This is a genomic window from Streptomyces sp. NPDC002044, assembly GCF_040296725.1.
GTDB lineage: Bacteria > Actinomycetota > Actinomycetes > Streptomycetales > Streptomycetaceae > Streptomyces > Streptomyces antarcticus.
In genome coordinates, this window is sequence record NZ_JBEOXU010000140.1 from 1 (window position 1) to 16091 (window position 16091).

Here is a 16091-nt window from a genome sequence, read left to right on the forward strand (position 1 = left end):
AACTGATGGTCCAGCTGTGGTACCCCGCCGTCGGCGACGCCGGCCGGCCGCGAGCCGCCTACACGACGGCCGCGGTCGGCGCCGCCGTCGAGGCCGGGCTGCCGCTGACGCCCGGGACGCTGACCGCCGTACGCCCGCACGCGCGATCCGGCGCCCCGGCCGCCCCGGGGCCGCTGCCCCTGCTGCTGCTGGGCCACGGCCGCAAGGGCGGGCGCGGCAACTGCACGGCCCTGGCCGAGGAGTTGGCGTCCCACGGCTACCTGGTCGCGGGCGTGGACCACACCTTCGACGCCGAAGCGGTGGAGTTCCCCGGCGGCCGGGTCGTGCGCGGCGTGCTCCCCGACGATCCCGCCGACTGGGACGCGCAGGAGCGGCTGGAGATCGCGGCCCGGGTCGGCGACCTGCGATTCGTGGCCACCGAGCTCACCCGGCCGGGCGAACGGGGACGGCGGCCGGGGCGGCCGGTCGCGGACCCGGCACGGATCGGGGTCCTGGGCCACTCGATGGGCGGGGCCGCGGCGGCCGAGTCCCTGCGTGTGGACGGCCGCTTCCGCGCCGGACTGGGCCTGGACGGGGCGTTCTTCGGCTCGCCGGTGGCGGACGCCGGGCTGGACCGGCCGTACCTGCTGCTGACCGCGCTGGAGGACCACGAGACCTGGCGGCGGTGGCGCGGCCACCAGCGCGGCTGGGCGCGCCAGGTGCGGGTCACGGGCAGCGGCCACCTGACGTTCACCGACGTGCCGCACTTCGCGGGTCCGGGCGGTCTGGGGGACGCCTGGCCGGCGGACCTGTACGCGGAGCTGCTGGGCACCCTGGCCCCGGCGCGGTCCGCGGAAGTGATCCGGGCCTACGCCCGCGCGTTCTTCGACCGGTTCCTGCTGGGCCGCCGCTCCCCCCTCCTGGACGCCCCCTCGGCCCGCTTCCCGGAGGCGGACTTCCGCTGGAGCCGCGACTGACCGGCCGCGGCCCCGGCGGCCCGAGCGGTCAGGTCAGCGGTCAGGTCAGCGGTGCGCGCGAAGTGCCGTACGCGCCGCGAGTCGGGCGGTGTGAGCAGGACTTCGTGGTTCACCAGACCGGGGTGGCGGCCGGGGAACCCGCGCACCGCGGAGACGATCACGTCGCGGAACTCCTCGAACCGTTCGGGACGTGCACGCGCCTCACTCACCCTGGTGATCACGGCCCCCCGGGGTGCCACACGGGCGGGCACGGCGCTCGGCACCCCTCAGGGGGCGAGGGACGCTTCGGCCGCCGCCTTGATGCGGCGGCCGAAGTCGGGGGCGTCCTTGCGGGCCGCGCTCACGGCCAGGCCCACGAGGAGCTTGCCGATCCCGTGGCCCTCCAGGGTGTTGAAGATCCGGACGCGGGTGCGGCCGCCGGGGAGGGCTTCGAGGTCGTAGCCGCCGGACGCGGTGACCAGGTTCTTGGTCTGCTCGGTCCAGCGGATCAGCCCCGGCGGCTCGTACGCGGTGATGCGGAACTCTCGGCCGGTCTTCATCCCGGCGTCCTTGACCGTGCTGCGGAAGACCGTGCCGACGGCGGTCGGGCCGTCGGGCGTCTTGGTGATCTCCTGGACCCGCGGGCTGAACTCGGGGTCGTGGCGCCCGTCGGCAAGGTAGGCGAAGACCGCCTCGATCGGCCGGTCGATCTCCACGCTCGCCTCGAACTGTCCCGACATGTCCACTCCTCGTGCGACCCGGTGCGGTCCGCGACGCGATCCGCAATGGGACCCACGATCGCAGAGGAGCGGCTCAGGCGCGCGCCAACAGCCCGAACAGCAGGACCTCCACCCGCCGGGCCCTGGACCGGGCGGCGCACGCACGGCTGTGGGACCTGGCGGAACGCCTCACCGGTGTCGGCCCGGCCGCGTCGGTCGCCGCCGGGAGCTGAGGCGGCGCCCCGCCGGGGCGCGCCGGGGTGGGTCTCAGCCGAGCAGGGCGTAGACCGTGGAGGCCGTCGCCGCCGGCTCGTCGGCGCCCTCGGGGGTCATGGTGACGTCGGCGAAGGCCATCCGCCGGCCGAGCTTGGTGACGCGTACGCGGATCAGCACGTCCACGCCGGTCACCGGCCGCTGGAAGCTGGTCGACTGCTGGACGGTGGTCATCGGCCCGTACTCCCCGCGCGCGGCGGACAGGGCGATGACCGTGGCCGTGTCGGCCGCCGCCATCAGGGCCTGTCCGCAGAGGCCGCCGCCGTCCCGGGCCAGGGTGTCGGACCAGGGCAGCCGCAGCACGGCGTGCCGCTCCCCCGTCTCCTGGACGGTCAGGCCGAGGGCGAGCACCCAGGGGGCGAAGTGGTCGGCGAGGATCTTCTCTGCGTCTGCCGGTGTCAGCGTCACCAGGAGATTGTGGCGGCCCGGGCCCGGCCGCCACAACACCCTGGACCGCAAAGGATCATCCCCGGGAGGATCTCCCGCCCGCGGGCCCTGCGGCTCAGAGACCGGCGGCCAGCTCCGTGCCCTGGCGGATGGCCCGCTTGGCGTCGAGTTCCGCGGCCACGTCGGCGCCGCCGATCAGGTGCGCCTCGACGCCCGCCTCGCGCAGCGCCTCCCACAGGTCGCGCCGCGGCTCCTGGCCGGTGCACAGGACCACGGTGTCGGCGGGTACCAGGCGCTGCTCGCCGCCCACCGTGATGTGCAGGCCCTCGTCGTCGATGCGGTCGTAGGAGGCCCCGGCGACGGAGACGACCCCGCGGTGCTTGAGCTCCGCGCGGTGGATCCAGCCGGTGGTGGTGCCCAGGCCCGCGCCGACCTTGGTGGTCTTGCGCTGGAGCAGGTGCACCCGGCGCGGCGGGGCGGGCCGCTCGGGGGCGGTGAGCCCGCCGGGTCCGGCGTACGAGGTGTCCACGCCCCAGTGCCGGAAGTACACGGCGGGATCCTGGGAGGCGCCCTCGCCGCTGTCGGTGAGGAACTCCGCGACGTCGAAGCCGATGCCGCCCGCCCCGACCACGGCGACGCGCCCGCCGACCGGGGCGCCGTCGCGCAGCACGTCGAGGTAGTCGACGACGCTGGGGTGGTCCACGCCCTCGATGTCGGGGGTGCGGGGGGTGACCCCGGTGGCGATGACCACCTCGTCGAAGCCTTCGAGGGTCCGCACGTCGGCGCGGGTGTTCAGGCGTACCTCCACCCCGCTCTCCACGAGCTGGGTGCCGAAGTAGCGGATGGTCTCGTCGAACTCCTCCTTGCCGGGGATGCGGCGGGCGACGTCGAGCTGGCCGCCGATGTGCCCGGCCGCCTCGAAGAGGGTGACGGCGTGGCCGCGGCCGGCGGCGGAGACGGCGCAGGCCAGCCCGGCGGGGCCGGCTCCGACGACGGCGACGCTCTTCTTCAGCCGGGTGGGCGCGAGGACCAGTTCGGTTTCGTGGCAGGCGCGCGGATTGACCAGGCAGCTGGTGATCTTGCCGCTGAAGGTGTGGTCCAGGCACGCCTGGTTGCAGCCGATGCAGGTGTTGATGGTCTCGGAGCGGCCGGCCGCGGCCTTGGCGACGAAGTCGGCGTCGGCGAGGAAGGGGCGGGCCATGGAGACCAGGTCGGCGCGTCCGTCGGCGAGCAGTTCCTCGGCGATCTCGGGGGTGTTGATGCGGTTGCTGGTGACGAGCGGAACGCTCACCGCGCCCATCAGCCGCTTCGTCACCCAGGTGTACGCGCCGCGCGGGACGGAGGTGGCGATGGTGGGGATGCGGGCCTCGTGCCAGCCGATGCCGGTGTTGATGATGGTGGCGCCGGCGGCCTCGACCTCCTTGGCGAGGCGGACGACCTCGTCGAGGGTGGAGCCGCCGGGGATCAGGTCCAGCATGGAGAGGCGGTAGACGAGGATGAAGTCCTCGCCGACGGCCGCGCGGGTGCGCCGGACGATCTCCAGCGGGAAGCGGACGCGGTTCTCGTACGCGCCGCCCCAGCGGTCGGTGCGGCGGTTGGTCGCGGCGGCGATGAACTCGTTGACGAGGTAGCCCTCGGAGCCCATGATCTCGACGCCGTCGTAGCCGGCGAGCTTCGCCAGGCGGGCGGCGCGGACGAAGTCCTCGACCGTGCGCTCGACCTCGATGTCGGTCAGCTCGTTCGGGACGAACGGGCTGATCGGGGCCTGGAGCGGGCTGGGGGCGACCAGGTCCTTGTGGTAGGCGTAGCGGCCGAAGTGGAGGATCTGCATCGCGATCTTCCCGCCCTCGGCGTGCACGGCCTCGGTGATCACCCGGTGCTCGGCCGCCTCCTCCTCGGTGGTGAGGCGGGAGCCGCCCTCGAAGGGGCGGCCGGCGTCGTTGGGGGCGATGCCGCCGGTGACGATCAGGCCGACACCGCCGCGGGCGCGCTCGGCGTAGAAGGCGGCGAGGCGCTCGAAGCCGCCCGCGTGCTCCTCCAGGCCGGTGTGCATGGATCCCATGACCACGCGGTTGGGCAGCGTGGTGAAACCGAGGTCCAGCGGGCTCAACAGGTGCGGGTACCGGCTCTGCGACATGGGGGGCGCCTCCTCGCGCGGGGGTGATGACCCTGTTCTAGCGAGCCGGCGCATGTTTTGCAACTAGGTGCATAACCGAATGCGGACGTTCCGCGCGGTCCCGACCGCAACCACGGGCCGGGGCCCGCCTCCCCTGTGGCGGAGTTCACGGCCGCGGCGCTGCCGGAACGGCCTCCCCCGGGCCGCCCGGCAGCGTCGCCCGCCCCCGGTCAGGCGCGGCGCAGGCGGACCGTGACGATCTGGAACGGGCGCAGCGTCAGCGGGACCGTGCCCGCCGGGGTGGCCGGGCCGACCGCCGTTCCCTCCATCGGCCGCTCCAGGAGGTCGCTCTCGACCGCCGCCGCGAGCGGGAAGCCGGCCGCGAGGGTGGCCCGGGCCCGGCCGCCGCGGGACTCGTAGAGGCGGACGATCACGTCGCCGCCGCGGTCCTCGGCGAGCTTGACCGACTCGACGACCACCGCGTCGTCGTCCACGGTCACCAGGGGCGCCACCGGGCCGGCGCCGGTCAGGGTGCGTTCGGGCAGGTTCAGCGCGTGGCCCTCGCGGACCGCGTCGGCGATGCCGGCTCCCGGCGCGAGGGAGAAGCGCAGGGTGTGGGAGCCCTGGTCGGTCTCCGGGTCGGGGTAGCGCGGCGCCCGCAGGAGGGAGAGCCGTACGGTGGTGGTCTGGCCGCCGTCGGACCGTACGTCGCGGGTCACGTCGTGCCCGTACGTGGAGTCGTTGAGCAGGGCCGCGCCCCAGCCGGGTTCCTCCACGTGGATCCAGCGGTGGGCGCAGATCTCGAACTTGGCCGCCTCCCATGAGGTGTTGGTGTGCGTGGCCCGGTAGACGTGTCCGAACTGCGTCTCGGAGGCCGACCGTTCGGCCTTCACGTCCAGCGGGAAGGCGGCCTTCAGGAACTTCTCCGTCTCGTGCCACTCCACGACCGTGACGATGTCCACCGTCTTGGCACCTGCCCGGAGCGTCACCGACTGGACGGCCGAGGAGGAGCCGAAGGAGCGGGTGGCGCGGACGGTGGCCGAGACCGGCCCGTCGTCGGTGACGTCCAGGGCGTCCAGGTCCACGAGGTCGGTGACGCTGTTGCGGTAGAACGCGTCGATGTCCCAGGCGTCCCACATGTTCGGGACGTCGGGGTGGATCTGGAGCAGGTTGGCGGCCGCGCCCGGTGCGACGGACTCCCGGCCGGCTTCGAGGTCGTAGGCCGACACGATCAGGCCGCGGCCGTCGACCTCCACCCGCAGCCGCCCGTTGGCCAGGACGTGCCCGCCGCCGTGGCGCTCCCGCACCGTGACCGGCTCGCCGGCCGCTGCGGGTCGGCCTGCGCCGCCGGCGGGGATGCCGCGCCGGGCGTGCGGAGCGCAGTTGAAGACCAGCTCCCGGTCGCCGTCCCCCGCCAGCGCGCTCTGCGCGGTCCGGGTGATCCCCGCGAGTTCCGCTCCCAGTCGCCCGTACGTCTCGCGCGCCTCGCGGTGCACCCAGGCGATGGAGGATCCGGGCAGGATGTCGTGGAACTGGTGCAGGAGCACCGTCTTCCAGATCCGCTCCAGATCCTCGTACGGATACGCGTACTCCGGCGCCCGCACGGCGGCGGTGGCCGCCCACAGCTCCGCCTCGCGCAGCAGGGACTCGCCGCGCCGGTTGCCCTGCTTGGTCTTGGCCTGGGAGGTGTAGGTGCCGCGGTGGAGCTCCAGGTAGAGTTCGCCGGCCCAGACGGGGGCGTCCTCGTACTCGGCGCGGGCCTTGTCGAAGAAGGCGTCGGGGCGCTCGATCTCGACCCGCGGGGAGCCCTCCAAATCCCGCTGCCGCCGGGCGCGGGCGAGGTGCTCGCGCGTGGGGCCGCCGCCGCCGTCGCCCCAGCCGAAGGGGACCAGGGAACGCGAACCCCGGCCCTTCTCGCGGTAGTTGCGGGCCGCGTGCGCCAGCTGGGCGCCGCCGAGGTCGGAGTTGTAGGTGTCGACGGGCGGGAAGTGCGTGAAGACACGGGTTCCGTCGATGCCCTCCCACCGGAAGGTGTGGTGGGGGAACGCGTTGACCTGGGACCAGGAGAGCTTCTGGGTCAGGAACGACGTGCAGCCGCAGAGCCGGACGATCTGCGGCAGGGCGGCCGTGTAGCCGAAGGAGTCGGGGAGCCAGACGGTGTGCGTCTCGATGCCGAACTCGTCGAGGAAGAACTTCTTGCCGTAGAGGAACTGGCGGGCCATGGCCTCGCCGCCCACCATGTTCGTGTCGGACTCCACCCACATCCCGCCGACGGGCACGAACCGGCCCTCCGCGACCTTCTTCTTGATCCGCTCGAACAGCTCCGGCCGGTAGGTCTTGATCCAGTCGAGCTGTTGCGCCTGGGACATCGCGAACACGAACTCGGGGTGCTCGTCCATCAGGGCGACCACGTTGGACGCGGTGCGCGAGACCTTGCGGACCGTCTCGCGCAGCGGCCACAGCCACGCGGAGTCGATGTGCGCGTGGCCCACCGCGCTGATCCGGTGCGCGGAGGCGTGGGCGGGAGCGGCCAGCGCCGCGGCGAGGTGGGTACGGGCTGCCGCGGCCGAGCCGGGCACGTCCCCGAGGTCCACCGCGTCGAGGGCGGCGTCGAGGGCGCGCAGGATCCCGTACCGGCGGGCATCTGCGGTGTCGAGCTGCGTCATGAGGTCCTGGAGCACCTCCAGGTCCTGGACCAGTTCCCAGACCTCGGTCTCGAAGACGGTCAGGTCCATCCGGGCGAGCCGGTAGAGCGGCTGGTCGCCGCTGGTCTGCCGGTCGCCCTCGTAGGTCGCGGCGTGGTCGACGAGGACGGGGTTGGAGGCGGCCTCGACGTACCACTCGATCCGCTCGCCGCCCTCGGCCCGGTCGGCGACGCGCACCCAGTCGTTGTACGGGTTGAGCGCCTTGATCTCGCCGCCGTCGGCCCGGTGGACCAGTCCCTCGCACTGGAACCCCGGCATCATCCGGTCGAAGCCGAGGTCGAGGACGGCCTCCACCGTACGGCCGGCCCACTCCGCCGGTACGGTGCCGGTGACCTTGAACCAGGTGGTGCCCCAGGCGGGGCCCCAGGCGTCGCCGGCCGCGCAGGGCCCGTACGCGGCGCCGAGGCCCTCGGCGACGGGCACGGGCTCGCCGGGGGCCTCCCAGCGCTCGACGGCCAGCGGGACCGTCCGGGTGCGGACGGCGGGCTTGATCCGCTCCTTGAGGACGCGGCGGAGGCGGTGCTCGGTGATGCTGCGGTCGTCGTGCATGACGGCTACTCCAGGGAGGCGGGTGCGGTCGGCGGACGGGGCCGGGCCGGCGGCTCAGGTCTTGACCGCCCCCTCGCCCACGCCCTTGAAGAAGAAGCGCTGGAGGGCGAGGAAGAGCAGCATCATCGGGATCAGCGCGGTCATCGCGCCGGCCGCGATGAGCCGCTGGTCGTTGACCGTGGTGGCGCCGGCCAGTGTCTTCAGGCCCAGTTGCAGGGTGTAGTTGTCGCTGTCGGTGAGAACGAGCAGGGGCCACAGGAAGTCGTCCCAGGCGCCCATGAAACTGGTGAGGCAGACGACCGCCAGGGCCCCCTTCGCGGAGGGCAGGAAGACCCGGGCGAAACGGGTCCACTCGTTGGCGCCGTCCAGGACCGCCGCCTCCTCGACCTCCCGGGGCACCGCCAGGAAGGCCGCTCGCATGAGCATGACGTTGAGGACGGAGACGGCCCCGGGGAGCCACACGCCGATGAGGGTGTCGACCAGACCCATCTCCCGGACCGTGAGGAACATCGAGATCATGACGGACTCGAACGGGAACATCAGGGTCGCCACGAGCACGGTGAAGACCGTCCTGCGGCCCTTCCACGCGGCCCGGGAGAGGGCGTAGCCGCCCATCGCCGCGAACAGCGTGTTCGAGGTGACGGCGAGGGCCGCGACGACGAGGGTGTTGCCCAGGTACTGGAGCAGCGGGAACGTCTCGGCGACCCGGACGTAGTGGTCGAGGGTGGGGTGCGAGGGCAGCACCCCGTCGTACACGTTCTCGGTGCGGCCGCGGATCGAGGTCAGGAACTGCCAGGCGATCGGACCGAGCATGACGACGAGCATCAGCAGGAGCGTGGTGTACCGGGCGGCGCGGCCGGTCCACCGGCGCCCGCGGCCGGCGCGGGAGCGCCGGGGCTCCGGCCCGCCGGGGAGGGACGGTGCGCTCATGTCTCGTCGCCCTTCGACAGGCGTCGGCCCAGCAGGCTGAAGACCAGCGTCAGGAGGAACAGCAGGATGGACAGGGCGGAGGCGTATCCGGTCTCGCCGGCGAAACCCAGGCCGACCTGCCGGATGAGGAAGGGCAGGGTGCGCGCGCCGCCGCCGGGGCCGCCGCTCTCGCCCCCGAGGATGTAGATCTCGGTGAAGACGCGGAGCGCGGAGATCGCGGAGAGGGTGCCGACCAGCAGCATCATCGGCTTCACCTGGGGGACGGTGATGCTGAGGAAGCGGCGCACGGTGCCGGCGCCGTCGATCGCGGCCGCCTCGTGGAGCGCGGCGGGGACGTTCCCGAGGGCGGCGAGGTAGAAGACCATGTAGTAGCCGAGGCCCTTCCACACCGTCACGATCATCGCGGACACCAGCAGCATGGTGCTGTCGGTCAGGAACGGGACCGGCTCGGAGACGATCCTCAGCTTCAGGAAGACGGTGTTGACCAGGCCGTCGCTGCGCAGCACCCACTGCCAGATCAGACCGACGACCACGGCCGAGGCGATCACCGGCGTGTAGAAGGCGGAGCGGAAGACGCCGATGCCGGGGATCTTCGCCTGTACGAGGACGGCGAGGGCCAGCGGCAGGAAGACCAGGCACGGTACGACGACCAGGAGGTAGAGCACGCTGTTGCCGGCCGCGACCCAGAAGTCGGGATCGGCGAAGGCGCGGGCGTAGTTGGCGAAGCCGACGAAGGTGCCGCCGCGCAGGATCCGCGCGTCGGTGAAGGAGAGGATGACGGTGTTGGCGAACGGCCAGAGGCTGAACAGGCACACCATCACCAGGCCGGGCGCGAGGAACAGGTACGGGGTCCACCACGAGCGGTGCACCAGCCCCGTGCCGGCCTCCATGGCCGTCCGCGCCCGCCTGCCCCGCCTGGCGGCCTCCCTCCGGGCGGCGCGCCGGCTCCTCGGTCCCGGCGCCCTCGGTCCCGGTGCCCTGGGTCCCGGTGTCTTGGGTCCCGGTGTCTCCTGCGCCGCGCTCACCGGGCGGCCGCGTCGGCGAGGAGCCGGTTGGCCTCCTCCTGGGCCTTCTTCACCGCCGACCGGGGGTCCTGTTCGCCCTTGATGGCCTTCTGCATCTCGCGTACGACGGCGTCGCCGACCTGGTTGGTCCACTGGACCGGGGTGTTGGCGTCGAGCGCGGCCCTCTTCAGCTGTTCGGCGCCGACCGCTCGGGCGACCGTCTCGGCGTCCTTCCCGTCGCCCCGGTCGGAGAACAGCGGGTCGGTGAGGCCCTGGGCGTTGGACGGGTAGATGGTGGCCTTCCGGGAGAACTCCACCTGGTTGGGCCCGTTGGTGACCCACCGGGCGAACGCGGCCGCCGCGTCGAGGTGCCCGGTGTCCTTCCTGATGCCGAGCGACTGGGCGTAGATGCCGATGTGGCCGAGCGTTCCGGTGACGGCACCGGCGACCCGGGTCTTCGCGTACACCTGGGGGGCGTTCTGCCTGATGTCCTTGACGAAGCCCGGGGAGCCGGGGCCGAAGACGAGTTTGCCCGCGCCGTAGAGCTGATTGATGTCGTCGGACCTGAGCAGCGATTCCCTGGGCATCGCGCCCTTGGCGTAGAGGTCCTTCATCCGCTCCACCCACTCGACGGCCTTGCCGGTGTCGAAGGTGAACCGGTCCCGCCTCTCGTTCAGGATCGGTACGCCCATCTTCTGCCAGTCCCCGGGCAGCCTGCCCTTGGGGTCGGCCATGAAGGCGGCGTACCGGCCCCCGGCTCCGGCGGCGATCCGCTCGGCCTGGTCGAAGAACTGCTCGACGCTCGTGGGCGGTTCGGCCGGATCCAGTCCGGACCTCTCGAACAGCTCGCTGTTGTAGGTGAGGATCTCCGGGGTCACGTACCAGGGGTAGGCGTACACGCCGTCGCCCTTGCCGGGGAGCTTGAACTGCTCCCAGGCGCCGGGCACGTACTCCACGGCCAGAGCCCCGTCGAGTTGGGCCACGTCGGCGAGCATGCCCCGGTCGCCGAGGAGCTGGAAGGAGTCGGTGGAGAGGTTGACCACGTCCGGGAGGGTTCCGGCCCGGGCGTCGGCCACCAGCTTCTCGTTGTAGCCGTCGCCGGGGACGTCCTCCCACGTGACCTCGACGTCGGGGTGCTCCTCCTCGAAGGCGTCGATCACACCCTGCACGTAGGACGTGAACACGGGCTTCAGCTGCAGGGTGCGGAACGTGATCCCACCGGACACCTTGCCCGTCAGCTCCGCCTCCCCCACCTCTCCGCCCCCACCGCCGAGACCGCACGCGGAGGTCGACAGCAGCGTGCCCGCCACGAGTGTGGCGACAGCGGTACGGGTCAGGTTCGATCGCGTCATCGTCGCCGCCTTCGCAGAAGTCCGGCCTCTCTGCCGGAGAGCGGTGACCACGGTCGTCCGCGAGCGGAATCGCGTCAACGAGGCGGCGGACGCGATGGCCGGTGACATCCGGGCCGCCCCTGCCGGACAGGAACGCCCCACCCGCCCCCGGGCCCCTTCCGCACCGGCCCCCGACTGGACTGATGCGCCGTGGCACGAGGAGCGCCGAAGACGGCACCGGGTGGACGGCGAAGCCCGCCTGACCGCCGGAGTCTGACTCCATATCGACGGTTCACGGCGGCGCGCACTCGCGCGCTTCATCCCGCGTGCCGCATGCCGCGCAACCCTTCCGTCCCGCGCCGGGCGACCCCGCCCCGCTGGTACGGTCCCTGGCCCCCAATGACCCCCTCAAGGCGACCTGCGGCGCACCTACTTCATGGGGTACTGGACCTTCTCCGCGAGCTTGCCGTCCTTGAAGCAGAGGCGGAACACCGTCTCCGTGCCGCCCACCGGGTCGCCGTCGGACAGGTACCACGAGCAGGTGCTGTCCGCCGGCTCGGCGGGACCGCCCTCCCTGAGGCTGGACTTGATGAACGTCTCGCCCGACGGGAGCCGCTCGCGCACCTCCTGCTCCGGCCGGCCCACCTCGGCCGCCGCGTACACCTTCGGGTCTAGCAGGGTCTTGTCCGCGGCGTCCAGGATCTTGGAGGCCCCGAAGACGAGGGCCGCGATGAGGCCGATGCCCACCACCGCCGCGATGCCGCACCCGATCAGGCAACCCTTGCGCTGAGCCACGCCGTTCCTCCATGCCGTGCCGCGTCCGGTGCCGTTCACCGTGACGCTCCGACCTTCGCAGCGGGCGGGGCCCCGGCACCGTCCTCGAAAGTCGTCGGCCCGCGCGACGATCGTCGTTCGAGGCCGGCCCCCCTCTCCCGTGTATACAGGGAGAGAAGGGATCATCCGGACGGACCGAGAGGAAGCACCATGAGCGAGCCCGCCCTGCCGCTGATCGTCGTCGGCGTGGACGGTTCGAAGCATTCGAAGGAGGCCCTGCGCTGGGCGGTCCGCCAGGCCAAGGCCACCGGCGCCCGGGTGCACGCCGTGATGTGCTGGGAGTGGAACACCAACCCGTTCGGGGTGGCCCCCGACGTGGCGCGGGCCGAGCTCGTCACCGCCGAGGAGGCCGCCCGCCTGAAGCTCGCCGACACGGTGGCCGAGGCCGTGGGCACCTCGCCCGGCGTGCCCGTCTTCCGCCGGGTCGAGCACGGGGCGGCGGCCCGGGTCCTGGTGGAGGCGTCCGCGGAGGCGGAGCTGACGGTGGTGGGCACCCGCGGGTACGGCGGCATCAAGGGCGCGCTGCTCGGCTCGGTGAGCCAGCAGGTGGTCCAGTACGCCACGAGCACCGTCGTCGTGGTGCGCGCGGACCCGGGCGCGGCCGTCGGCTGACGCCACCTCACACCCCGGGCGCCGCCAGGTCCGCCGGGTCGGTGTTCGCCCCGCACAGGATGACGGCGACCCGCTCGCCCAGCGGCTCCGGGGCGCCCCTGAGCGCCGCCACGGCGGTGGCCGCGGCCGCCTCGACCACGAGGCGGTGTTCCTCCCAGAGGGAGCGCCGGGCGGCGGTGATCTCCGCGTCCGGTACGAGGACCGACCGCACGGTGGTGTGCCGGGCGGCCGCGAGCGCGTCCGCCGAGACCCGGGTGGCTCCGAGGGAGTCGGCGGCGACCGAGTCGACCTCGACGTCCACGGGACGGCCCGCGGCCAGGGCCGCGTTCAGCGCCCGGCAGTTCTCCGGCTCGGCGGCGAGCACCCGTACGCCGTGCTCGCGCGCGGCGGTCGCCACCCCGGCGAACAGTCCGCCGCCGCCGACCGCGACGACCACGGCGTCCAGCCCGGGCAGCGCGGCCCGGATCTCGTCGAGCAGGGTTCCGGCGCCGGCCGCGATCAGCGGATGGTCGTAGGCGTGGCTGCTCAGGGCTCCGCTCTCGGCGGCGAACTCCCGGCAGGCTTCGAGGGCGTGGGCGTACCGGTCGCCGACGAGCCGGACCTCGGCCCCGTAGCCGCGCAGCCGCTCCACCTTCACGCGCGGGGCGTTCGCGGGCAGGAACACGGTGGCGGGCACGGCCTGGGCGCGGGCCGCCCAGGCGCAGGCGAGGCCCGCGTTGCCGCCGGAGGCGATGGTGACCCCGGCGGCCGGGAGGGTGCCGGCGCGGTGGTGGGCGGCGAGGAAGTTGCGGGCGCCGCGGGCCTTGAAGGAGCCGGTGTGCTGGAGGTGTTCCAGCGCGTACCAGACCCCGTCGGCGGCCGGGGCCACGGCGACGGGCCGTATCCCGCCGGCGATCCGGCCGGCGGCGGCGCGCACGGCCGCGTAGTCGAGCTGCTGTTCAGGTTGCATGGGCGGTCTCCCCGTCAGGTGGTGGGCCGGGCGGCGTCGATGAGCTGGCGCAGGGCGCCGTGGTAGACCTCGTGGTCCGTCAGGGGCGGCAGTACGTCGGCCAGCCCGCCGGACAGCACGGGGAACTCCTGCGGGTCCAGCGCGGCCAGGGCAGCCCGGGAAGCGGCGGTGGCCCCCTCCGGGTCGCGGTGGTCCACGAAGGCGGCGCTGCCCAGGGTGAGCAGGTACATGCGGCGGTACGCGGTCATCGCCTCGGCGGGGGTCATCCCGGCGGCCACGCTGTCGGCGAGGGCGGGCTCGACGAGCCGGGCCAGCAGCTGCCGGCCGAGCCAGGGCCGGCCGCCGCGCAGCACCAGCAGCCCGGGGTGGGCGACCAGCAGCCGGTACAGCGCGCGGAAGCGCTGCTCGGTGGCCTGCGCCCAGTCGGTGCCGGGGGGCACTTCGGGAAGCTGGGCGGCCAGGTGCTCGGTGCACAGGTCCAGCAGTCCGGCGAGGTCGGTGCAGCGGCGCTGGACGGTGGCGTGCGAGACGCCGAGCCGTTCGGCGAGGGCGCGGAAGCTGAGGCCCTCGGGCCCGTGCTCGTCGAGGACGCGCAGGGCGGCGACGGCGATCACCGCGGGGGTCGCGCGGTCCAGGGCCATGGATCGTCTCGGCATGAGATACACCGTAACATACGACGTATCTCACGCTGGGGCGTCCCCTCTTCACTCCTTCGCGTGATGCCGACTGCGGCCATATTGCTGGTCATTGTGCGATAACCATCGACATGCGTTGACAGTGCGTAGCCGCCCCGCTGCACTGGGCGCACGACAGCCCCCACGTCAAGGAGTCTCCGTGCCGCCTCGCCTGCGTGCGACGCTCCCCTGCCTGACAGCGGCCGCCCTGCTCGCCCTCGCGCTCGCCCCCGCCCCCGCGGCGGCCGAGCCGACCGCGACCTCGGACACCCCGCTCGCGCTCACCCCGCCCATGGGCTGGAACAACTGGGCGCACTACATGTGCGACATCGACGAGGCCAAGGTCGTCGCGAACGCCGACGCCCTCGTGTCGACCGGACTCGCCGCCAAGGGCTACGACACGGTCACCGTGGACGACTGCTGGATGACGAAGAGCCGCGACGCGCAGGGCGCGCTGGTCGTCGACACGGGGAAGTTCCCGCACGGCATGGCCTGGCTCGGCGAGTACCTGCACGCCAAGGGCCTGAAGTTCGGCATCTACCAGGACGCCGGGTACCTCACCTGCGAGAAGTACCCCGGAAGCGGCTCCCCCCAGGGCGGGGGCGCGGACCACTACGCCGAGGACGCGCGGCAGTTCGCGTCCTGGAAGGTCGACTACGTCAAGATGGACGGCTGCAACCTCTGGGTGCCGCCGGGTACGACGAAGGAGCAGGCGTACCGCGACGCCTACAACGCCGTCGCGAAGGGGCTGCGCGAGAGCGGCCGCGACATGGTGCTGTCGGCCTCCGCGCCCGCCTACTTCCAGCAGGGCGAGTGGGGCGGCACCGACTGGCACCGGGTGCTCGGGTGGGTCGGCGAGACCGGCCAACTGTGGCGCGAGGGCCGCGACATCCAGGTGTACAAGCCGGCCACCCCCGCGGCCTCCCGCTGGAACTCGGTCATGGGCAATTACGGCTACAACCGCTGGCTCGGCCGGTACGCGGGTCCGGGCAACTGGAACGACCCCGACTTCCTGATCGCGGGCGCCCCCGGGCTCACCGCGGCCGAGAGCCGCAGCCAGGTCGCCCTCTGGGCCATGATGGCGGCCCCGTTCATCCTGTCCTCGCAGGTGTCCGAGCTGACGCCCGAGGGCCTCGCCGCGCTCGGGAACACCGATCTGATCGAGCTGGACCAGGACCCGCTGGGCCGTCAGGGCGCGGTCGTCTCTTCCAACGCCACCTTCGAGATCCTGACGCGGGACCTGGCGAACGGCGACCGCGCGGTGGCCGTGCTCAACCGCTCGGGCAGTGCGCGCGACATCCGCGTGCCGCTCGACGAGGTCGGCCTGACCGGCTGCACCGCCGACGCGAAGGACCTGTGGAGCGGGGAGCGCCACAGCGTCGCGGACGCGCTGACCGGGCGGCTGGCCGCCCACGACACCGCGGTGTGGCGGCTCACCCCGCGCGGCTGCGCCGAGGCGGTCCCGACCGGACAGGTCGTCGGCTCCGCCGCCAAGTGTGCCGACGGGGCGAGCACCACCGGCGTCGGCTCGGTCGTCATGGCCGCCTGCACCGGGGCCCCCGACCAGCGGTGGACGGCGGGCCGCGACGGCAGTCTCCGCCTCGCCGGCAAGTGCCTGACGGCGGGCGAGGACGGGCTGGTGGAGCTGGCCTCCTGCGCACCGCGGCAGTCGCGCGAGCCCGGGCAGGACTGGACGCACGACCGGACCGGAACCCTGACCGACGCGGCGACCGGCCTGTGCCTGACGGCGCCCGCGGCGGCGGCGACCCCGGACGCCCCGGCCGAGCGGCTGCGCCTGGAGTCCTGCGGCGACCACCGGGTCGACCAGGTCTGGACCCTGCCGGTCTGACGGCACGCGGGCCGGCAGCCGGACACCGCCCGGGCGAGGATCCGGACGGCGGACGGAAGACAAGCGGACAAGGAAGCGGACGACCCCGAGGATGGCCGAGCGGATGACCCAGCCGACGACGTACCCGACGCCGCGCGGCGGGCGGCGGGCGCTGCCCCGCCCGGCCGCCCTCACCGCGCTTCCGGCGGCGCTGCTGGCCCTGCTGTGCGCGGGGGCCGCGCCCG

At 73.4% G+C, this 16091-nt stretch carries 15 protein-coding genes; 5 read left to right on the forward strand and 10 right to left on the reverse strand.

What is annotated here, in order from left to right; all coding sequences use genetic code 11:
- On the forward strand, positions 1–956 hold a 956-nt coding region (locus ABT106_RS26020; protein WP_351281800.1), incomplete at its 5' end, for an alpha/beta hydrolase.
- A gap of 266 nt (positions 957–1222) precedes the next feature.
- On the opposite strand, the gene ABT106_RS26025 is transcribed toward ABT106_RS26020, so the two are convergent.
- Positions 1223–1675 (reverse strand): SRPBCC family protein, encoded by a 453-nt coding sequence (locus ABT106_RS26025; protein WP_351281802.1) that lies wholly within the window; start codon positions 1673–1675, stop codon positions 1223–1225.
- An 11-nt stretch (positions 1676–1686) separates the two neighbouring features.
- On the opposite strand from ABT106_RS26025, the gene ABT106_RS26030 reads away from it, so the two are divergent.
- Positions 1687–1887 (forward strand): hypothetical protein, encoded by a 201-nt coding sequence (locus ABT106_RS26030; RefSeq protein ID WP_351281805.1) that lies wholly within the window; start codon positions 1687–1689, stop codon positions 1885–1887.
- 34 nt (positions 1888–1921) lie between these two features.
- Here ABT106_RS26030 and ABT106_RS26035 read toward each other — a convergent pair whose 3' ends face one another.
- The 6 genes from ABT106_RS26035 to ABT106_RS26060 all read right to left on the reverse strand — a co-directional run bounded on the left by ABT106_RS26035 (position 1922) and on the right by ABT106_RS26060 (position 10970).
- Positions 1922–2335 carry a PaaI family thioesterase gene (locus tag ABT106_RS26035; RefSeq protein ID WP_351281808.1) on the reverse strand — a complete coding sequence of 138 codons (414 nt, stop codon included), beginning with the start codon at positions 2333–2335 and terminating at the stop codon, positions 1922–1924.
- Between the two features lie 94 nt (positions 2336–2429).
- Positions 2430–4451, reverse strand: coding sequence for an oxidoreductase (locus ABT106_RS26040; protein ID WP_351281811.1), 2022 nt, complete (start codon positions 4449–4451; stop codon positions 2430–2432).
- Between the two features lie 209 nt (positions 4452–4660).
- Complete coding sequence (locus ABT106_RS26045) at positions 4661–7684, reverse strand: alpha-mannosidase (protein WP_351281813.1); 3024 nt, start codon at positions 7682–7684, stop codon at positions 4661–4663.
- Between the two features lie 54 nt (positions 7685–7738).
- Complete coding sequence (locus ABT106_RS26050; protein ID WP_351281816.1) at positions 7739–8614, reverse strand: carbohydrate ABC transporter permease; 876 nt, start codon at positions 8612–8614, stop codon at positions 7739–7741.
- Positions 8611–9504 (reverse strand): carbohydrate ABC transporter permease, encoded by an 894-nt coding sequence (locus tag ABT106_RS26055; protein ID WP_351281819.1) that lies wholly within the window; start codon positions 9502–9504, stop codon positions 8611–8613. Before ABT106_RS26055 ends, ABT106_RS26050 begins: the two co-directional genes overlap by 4 nt.
- 131 nt (positions 9505–9635) lie before the next feature.
- Complete coding sequence (locus ABT106_RS26060; RefSeq protein ID WP_351281821.1) at positions 9636–10970, reverse strand: ABC transporter substrate-binding protein; 1335 nt, start codon at positions 10968–10970, stop codon at positions 9636–9638.
- 43 nt (positions 10971–11013) lie between these two features.
- Between ABT106_RS26060 and ABT106_RS26065 the strand changes: the two genes are divergently transcribed.
- Entirely contained in the window at positions 11014–11226 is a 213-nt protein-coding gene (locus ABT106_RS26065; protein ID WP_351281824.1) for a hypothetical protein, read from the forward strand.
- A 152-nt stretch (positions 11227–11378) separates the two neighbouring features.
- On the opposite strand, the gene ABT106_RS26070 is transcribed toward ABT106_RS26065, so the two are convergent.
- Positions 11379–11744: a hypothetical protein gene (locus ABT106_RS26070; protein ID WP_351281827.1), complete on the reverse strand. Its 366-nt coding sequence runs from the start codon at positions 11742–11744 to the stop codon at positions 11379–11381.
- Positions 11745–11933: 189 nt separating this feature from the next.
- Here ABT106_RS26070 and ABT106_RS26075 point away from each other — a divergent pair, with 189 nt between their 5' ends.
- Positions 11934–12395 carry a universal stress protein gene (locus tag ABT106_RS26075; protein ID WP_351281830.1) on the forward strand — a complete coding sequence of 154 codons (462 nt, stop codon included), beginning with the start codon at positions 11934–11936 and terminating at the stop codon, positions 12393–12395.
- A 7-nt stretch (positions 12396–12402) separates the two neighbouring features.
- Here the strand turns inward: ABT106_RS26075 and ABT106_RS26080 are convergent, their stop codons facing one another.
- Together ABT106_RS26080 and ABT106_RS26085 are read right to left on the reverse strand one after the other, a co-directional pair.
- On the reverse strand, positions 12403–13344 hold the full coding sequence (locus ABT106_RS26080) for a serine/threonine dehydratase (RefSeq protein ID WP_351281833.1): 942 nt from the start codon (positions 13342–13344) through the stop codon (positions 12403–12405).
- A 14-nt stretch (positions 13345–13358) separates the two neighbouring features.
- The gene (locus tag ABT106_RS26085; protein ID WP_351281836.1) at positions 13359–14000 is read right to left on the reverse strand and encodes a TetR/AcrR family transcriptional regulator; all 642 of its coding nucleotides are present in this window, start codon (positions 13998–14000) and stop codon (positions 13359–13361) included.
- Positions 14001–14178: 178 nt separating this feature from the next.
- On the opposite strand from ABT106_RS26085, the gene ABT106_RS26090 reads away from it, so the two are divergent.
- Positions 14179–15867: a ricin-type beta-trefoil lectin domain protein gene (locus tag ABT106_RS26090; protein WP_351281838.1), complete on the forward strand. Its 1689-nt coding sequence runs from the start codon at positions 14179–14181 to the stop codon at positions 15865–15867.
- Positions 15868–16091 lie beyond the last annotated feature (224 nt).

What these genes read in the sequence shown, in the direction of transcription:
- ABT106_RS26040 (WP_351281811.1), bottom strand. Translation starts at nt 4,451, where the DNA reads ATGTCGCAGAGCCGGTACCCGCACCTGTTGAGCCCGCTGGACCTCGGT.
- ABT106_RS26060 (WP_351281821.1), bottom strand. Translation starts at nt 10,970, where the DNA reads ATGACGCGATCGAACCTGACCCGTACCGCTGTCGCCACACTCGTGGCG.
- ABT106_RS26075 (WP_351281830.1), top strand. Translation starts at nt 11,934, where the DNA reads ATGAGCGAGCCCGCCCTGCCGCTGATCGTCGTCGGCGTGGACGGTTCG.
- ABT106_RS26080 (WP_351281833.1), bottom strand. Translation starts at nt 13,344, where the DNA reads ATGCAACCTGAACAGCAGCTCGACTACGCGGCCGTGCGCGCCGCCGCC.
- ABT106_RS26050 (WP_351281816.1), bottom strand. Translation starts at nt 8,614, where the DNA reads ATGAGCGCACCGTCCCTCCCCGGCGGGCCGGAGCCCCGGCGCTCCCGC.
- ABT106_RS26085 (WP_351281836.1), bottom strand. Translation starts at nt 14,000, where the DNA reads ATGCCGAGACGATCCATGGCCCTGGACCGCGCGACCCCCGCGGTGATC.
- ABT106_RS26055 (WP_351281819.1), bottom strand. Translation starts at nt 9,504, where the DNA reads ATGGAGGCCGGCACGGGGCTGGTGCACCGCTCGTGGTGGACCCCGTAC.
- ABT106_RS26045 (WP_351281813.1), bottom strand. Translation starts at nt 7,684, where the DNA reads ATGCACGACGACCGCAGCATCACCGAGCACCGCCTCCGCCGCGTCCTC.
- ABT106_RS26025 (WP_351281802.1), bottom strand. Translation starts at nt 1,675, where the DNA reads ATGTCGGGACAGTTCGAGGCGAGCGTGGAGATCGACCGGCCGATCGAG.